This window comes from uncultured Gimesia sp., from assembly GCF_937919775.1.
GTDB lineage: Bacteria > Planctomycetota > Planctomycetia > Planctomycetales > Planctomycetaceae > Gimesia.
In genome coordinates, this window is the sequence record NZ_CALFPF010000236.1 from 1 (window position 1) to 4,688 (window position 4,688).

Below are 4,688 nucleotides of genomic sequence, written 5' to 3' on the forward strand. Positions count from 1 at the left end.
TTTGAAACCAGAATTGGTCACTCGGAATTCACTGAATTGTTGAAGAAGTTCCTGTGGCAAAATCGCAGCGTGTCCGAATCGGCGAAAGAGAGCTTGTCAGATTGGTAACGTTGCCGCATAATTGATATCGAAGTTTGTTTTTGGGATGAGTCTCTGGTCAGGAGAAAAACCATGTTGATTCCCTTACTGGTTTTCGCAGGCATGTTGGGGACGGTTGAGCCCACTCCCGTTCCGATCTTCACTCCCACGCAAATTCTCGCGGAACACACCGCGCTGTATGAAAACACGCTCAACGGAACACAGGGGCCGCTGGTCGTTCGTTTTCAAGTTGGTTCGATTGATTCGCAGACGGTGATCGGTGTGGACCATCAAAGGTACCAGCAGACCATTCTCCATCCTGTTTCTGGGGACTGTCCGAATGCGCAATTTTATATCGCGATTACACCTCAGGCAGAAAAGGCATTTCAGCGTCTTGGAGTTTTCGACCTCAAACAACACTTCACAGGCAAAGAAATTGAGGTTCGGGGTCGACTCAACGTTACTTATAGGGCAATTTACGCTTCCCCCACATTCTATAAGTATCACATTGATATTTCAGACCTGGATCAGTTTCGCGTTGTCGAAGCCGTCAATTCAAAGGAACCCGACTTCGGTTTTCCGCTTCCTGCCTGGCGTGTCCTGGCTGATTGATCCGGTGTGTTACGCTCTTTCGAAGCGGACTAGTCGATTAAAACCAGCAGATCATTCAGTTCGTTCTGGTCATCGTCGGCGCGGGGGAGAGGGGTGGCCGCCTGATCGCCGATTTCTTTGATGACATTACAGATCGCGGTGGTCGCGTCGCCTGCATGCAGTCCGTTCGTTAACTGCTGGCAGATTTGATCGACGAACGATTGTCCCAGTTTGTCAATGATGGCCTGATCGGCGAGTGCGACGGCCATGTGTTCGAAGAGGGAGATGTAAATCAGGATACCGGTTCCGCCTTCTGTATGATGCACGCGTTTGTCGAAGAAAATTTCGCGAGCGCGGGCGGCGACTTCATCCTGCATCTGCTGGCGGGGGGTGAATAATCGTCTGAGCCAGCCAATTCTGCTGCCGGCAATCGCGCCCATGATGAAAGCGATGATCAATAATAACGCGACAAAAATCAGTTCGACGGCGACAGGCAAGCCGCCCCAGTCTCCAGGCTGCCCTGAATTTCTCGGAAAGAAAAACCAGAGACAGAGTGCGGTAACGACGGTCAGCCACAGGCCGACAATATCTTCGGGGCGATCATACCGACCGGAAGCAGTCGCCAGAACAGGCACGATTTCGCAGGACGTGCGTTTTTCTGCTTCCACGACCGCCTGTTCAACCTGCTGCTGTTGTGCTTCGGTTAAATAATTAAATGCGCTTTGCATGAGTTGCTGCTTTCAATATTGTGTGAGAGGGGGACTCAATTACCAGGAACCAGAGGCACCACCGCCTCCGGAAAACCCGCCTCCAAACGAGCCGCCGCCGAAGCCTCCACCACCTCCCCGATTGTTGAGCATCTGGTAGAGGAGCGTGCCGATAACGGCAAAGATCACACCCCACATCAGCCAGGCCCAGCCACTGGAGCCGCGCCGGATCAAGGAGACGACTGTGAAAATAACGAGCCCGATGGCGACGGCGATAATGACATAGGTCCAGGGGGAAACCGGTTTCGTGGGCAGTTCCAGTTTCCGCGCCATCTTGTCCAGCGCTTCGACCCCCGCCAGAATTCCCTGCGAGAACTGACCTTGTTTAAAGAGCGGGACCATGTATTCGTCCATGATTTGACGGCAGAGTGCGTCTTCACGACGTCCCCAGCCCGCGCCGAGTTCAATGCGGGCTTTGCGGTCATTTTTAGAAACCAGCACTAAGATGCCGGTGTTCCAGTCCTGATCTCCCAGCTTGGCATGACCGATTTGCCATTGATTGAACAGAATGGTGGCGAAGGTTTCAATCCGCATGTCGGCTCCGCCATATTCCGCCATCGAGTCGATGGTGACCACAATGATCGGCGTGGCCTTGTCGGTGAGCAGTTTGTCACAGAGTTCTTTGATCTGTTTGGTGGTTTGCTCATCCAGCATCCCCGCGAGATCGCGTACGAATTCACGATCTCCGGGCCGCTCGATTGTCAATTCCAGCGCACGGACAGAAGTAAGCCCGCGAGAGCCGAACAGGAACAGAATGAACAGACAGACAACGACTCGTTTGCGATTAAGAGAATATTTCACATCGTCTCGCTTGAATGAGAGAGCTGGCAAAGTTACGGGATCTGTCTGCCAGTCTATGAATCTGAGCGGATAATTTCAATTCCACTTAATGCGGCTGGCATTTGCTTCGCACTTTCGTTTTGCGGTACGAGTTCCAGATGCAGGTTATCTTTGACGGGGACTCCCTCAAATTTTTGAATCAGCGTTGATTTGGCTGCGTGGGGGTTAAAGCTTTTTTGAACGACTTTTCCCTGCAGTTTAATGTCAAACAGAGGCGGTTCCTGCTGTTTGTTCAATGAGACCGGCTCAAGTTCTGAGAATGAAAGTTCTACAGTGTAGGTCGCCGGTGCATCGTCTTTTCCTAAAAGAGGAATCGTACATTCTTTCAAACCACGTGCCCAGGATGTAAAGACCCAGGGAGATTCGGCATCTTTAACGGGGTGCGTGATTTCATTCAGACTTTCGTATCCGCCCCCTTCGGCGAATTGAGGGTTGATATCAAATTTGAAATCGAGTCCCGTTTCACGACTCGGACGCGGGCGCGGATAAGCCATCCAGACCGTATCATGTGCGTCGCGTCTGTCGCCAGGGGCACCCATGTTTAAAGCCATATGCTGGACCGGAGTCTTAGGGCCCACGGAACTGAAGATGGTCCAGTAGGTCCGTTCTTCGCGTGGTTCGAGCACAATCGTGGAGGAAATGGAAAACAGACAAACGCAACCCGCACTGGATTCCGGAATCATCACCAGACCGTTAGCGGGAATGGCGTTGATCCAGCAACCGGTACGATGACCGGCGAAGTGCCGGGTGCCGGCGTCTTTTTCCAGATCATAAAAGCCGGTATAGCCGGAGCGGAACATCAGCAGATTTTCAGAGGCAGCGAGCATACCACAGTGATGGCCTTCCCGCATGATACTCCAGGGGACTTGCTGGCCGGTGAGGGGATGTTTGCGCGTGTGCTGAATTCCGGTATAGAGATCGTAGGACCAGGGTTCGGCGATGATCTTATCGCCGACAATAATTGGCCGATGCCGATAGTTGGCATCTTTCTTCCAGAGCTTGGAACCATCGCCGGCATTTAAAGCGACCAGACGACGGCGGGAGAAATCTCCTTCGATAAACTGTTTCCAGTAATGACCGTTCGCATTGGCCCCGCAAATCAGCAACACGTTGTTTTGATAGAGCAGGGTTAATTTACCGCCGCCGATTCCAATTTCACTGCAGTCGGTGACATCCACGGGGGTCGACCAGAGTTTTTTGCCGGTTTTGATATCGAGGGCAACGGCCAGTCGGAGGTCTTGCGTTTTCAATCGGTCTTCGGCGATTTCCCGTTCTTTGCCCGTCAGCTTTTCCAGGTGTGATTTATCCTGACGCAGGATTTCCGCGCGTTGCTCACTGGTGATGGAACTGTCGATGAAGTAAGCGGCTTCGGGGCCGATCGCGATGGTATGATGTGCGATATTTTTGCCCTGATAGCTCCAGACGGGTTTGCCGGTTTTGACATCGATGGCAAACAGAGCGTCTGTAGAATCTTCGGTTTTGCGGCCGCGACGTATCTGGCGGGCTTCGAGTTCCTTGCGTGTGGTGGCGGTTCCGAAGATCAGACCTTCCTGATACGACAGATAACCCCATTCGTGATTTCCATCATTGAGATTTTCCGGTAACGCGATCGTGGCCACCGTTTTGCCTGTCGCTGCATCTAACTGGTAGCAGTTTTCTTTCATCATGAAAAAGAGGTTGTCATCGCTGGCCACCAGATTACCCGGGTTTTGATTCTGAAACACGCCGGTGCGGATGGCCTGCGGGTTTTCGCGTTCCCAGAGGAATAAGCCGTTGTAGGCGTCGAAAGCCATGATGGTGCTGTCGCCTTGAATAAACAGGCGGCCGTTAATCGCCAGCGGGCCGACGGCTCCTTCGTGACGATTGACCATTTTCTTTTCACCTGGATCGCCAAACCAGAGTACGCCCAGGCCGCCGCGGACCAGTTGATCTTTACTGCTGGCGGTATTTCCCGGATCGCCGTATTGATGAGACCAGCTTCCGGCTCCCGGCAAGGCGCCGCGCGTAAGCAGGGCATAACCGTTTACGGTCTTGATGTTGGAAGTCTCAGAGAGATTTGTCTGTTTGAGCCAGTCGGTCAATTTCTGCTCTGAAACCGTTTCTGCTTTGGAATTCGCGGGGACACCCAGGCAGATCGTTCCGCCCAGCGGTTTCAGATGTGTGGCGATGTCTTTCGGGATTCCCGGAATCTGACCGGTTTTGAGCAGGGTGTCTGAAACAATCAGATTTGCGAAATAGCGTGAGTAGGGGAGCGGAGAGAGTTCCGTTTGATGAACGGTGATGCGATGCCCGTAATAACCGGCCTGACTCAGTTTCTGGCGGGAAGCGGCGACTTTGGCGGAATCAGGTTCGATACAGTAGATTTTCAGATTACTGTTGCTGGCCAATTCATAAGCGAGTCTGCCTTCCTCG

4 protein-coding genes are annotated in these 4,688 nt (G+C 52.7%); 1 reads left to right on the forward strand and 3 read right to left on the reverse strand.

All coding sequences use genetic code 11. The features are described 5' to 3' along the window. Nucleotides 1-171 precede the first annotated feature (171 nt). A complete protein-coding gene (locus tag Q0294_RS06185; RefSeq protein ID WP_299461990.1) occupies nucleotides 172-690 on the forward strand; it encodes a hypothetical protein in 519 nt (172 codons plus the stop codon). A gap of 29 nt (nucleotides 691-719) precedes the next feature. Here Q0294_RS06185 and Q0294_RS06190 read toward each other — a convergent pair whose 3' ends face one another. The 3 genes from Q0294_RS06190 to Q0294_RS06200 all read right to left on the reverse strand — a co-directional run. Further along, a complete protein-coding gene (locus Q0294_RS06190; RefSeq protein ID WP_299461992.1) occupies nucleotides 720-1,397 on the reverse strand; it encodes a hypothetical protein in 678 nt (225 codons plus the stop codon). A 39-nt stretch (nucleotides 1,398-1,436) separates the two neighbouring features. Next, a complete protein-coding gene (locus tag Q0294_RS06195; protein ID WP_299461994.1) occupies nucleotides 1,437-2,237 on the reverse strand; it encodes a YgcG family protein in 801 nt (266 codons plus the stop codon). Nucleotides 2,238-2,290: 53 nt separating this feature from the next. Then, on the reverse strand, nucleotides 2,291-4,688 hold a 2,398-nt coding region (locus Q0294_RS06200), incomplete at its 5' end, for a PQQ-binding-like beta-propeller repeat protein (protein ID WP_299461996.1).

What these genes read in the sequence shown, in the direction of transcription:
- Q0294_RS06185 (WP_299461990.1), top strand. Translation starts at nt 172, where the DNA reads ATGTTGATTCCCTTACTGGTTTTCGCAGGCATGTTGGGGACGGTTGAG.
- Q0294_RS06190 (WP_299461992.1), bottom strand. Translation starts at nt 1,397, where the DNA reads ATGCAAAGCGCATTTAATTATTTAACCGAAGCACAACAGCAGCAGGTT.